The 367-nt window shown below is 52.6% G+C and carries 1 protein-coding gene; it reads right to left on the bottom strand.

What is annotated here, in order from left to right; genetic code table 11:
* Positions 1-367 (bottom strand): collagen-flanked surface repeat-containing protein (locus ERX37_RS11285; protein ID WP_424960696.1); only part of this gene is annotated, 367 nt, incomplete at both ends.

The following is a 367-nucleotide window of genomic DNA, read 5'->3' as shown; positions in this document are numbered from 1 at the left end:
CCGTCTGGATTTGTGATCGTCACTGTGTGCGTGCCGTCGCCGTTGTCGACTACTGTCGCCGTTGGTGATTCGCCGTCCGCACCATCTTTGATCACTGTTGTTGTTGTCGTGCCATCTGGATTCGTGATCGTTACTGTGTGTGTACCGTCTCCATTGTCGACTACTGTCGCCGTTGGTGATACACCATCTTTACCGTCTACTCCGTCAACACCATCTTTGATGACTGTTGTCGTTGTTGTCCCGTCTGGATTTGTGATCGTCACTGTGTGCGTGCCGTCGCCGTTGTCGACTACTGTCGCCGTTGGTGATTCGCCGTCCGCACCATCTTTGATCACTGTTGTTGTTGTCGTACCATCTGGATTCGTGA

The sequence above is a fragment of the Macrococcus hajekii genome, from assembly GCF_004359505.1.
Taxonomy (GTDB): Bacteria; Bacillota; Bacilli; order Staphylococcales; family Staphylococcaceae; genus Macrococcus; species Macrococcus hajekii.
Note: the sequence above shows the minus strand (reverse complement) of the source record. Positions and strands in the feature narration are given on the sequence as shown.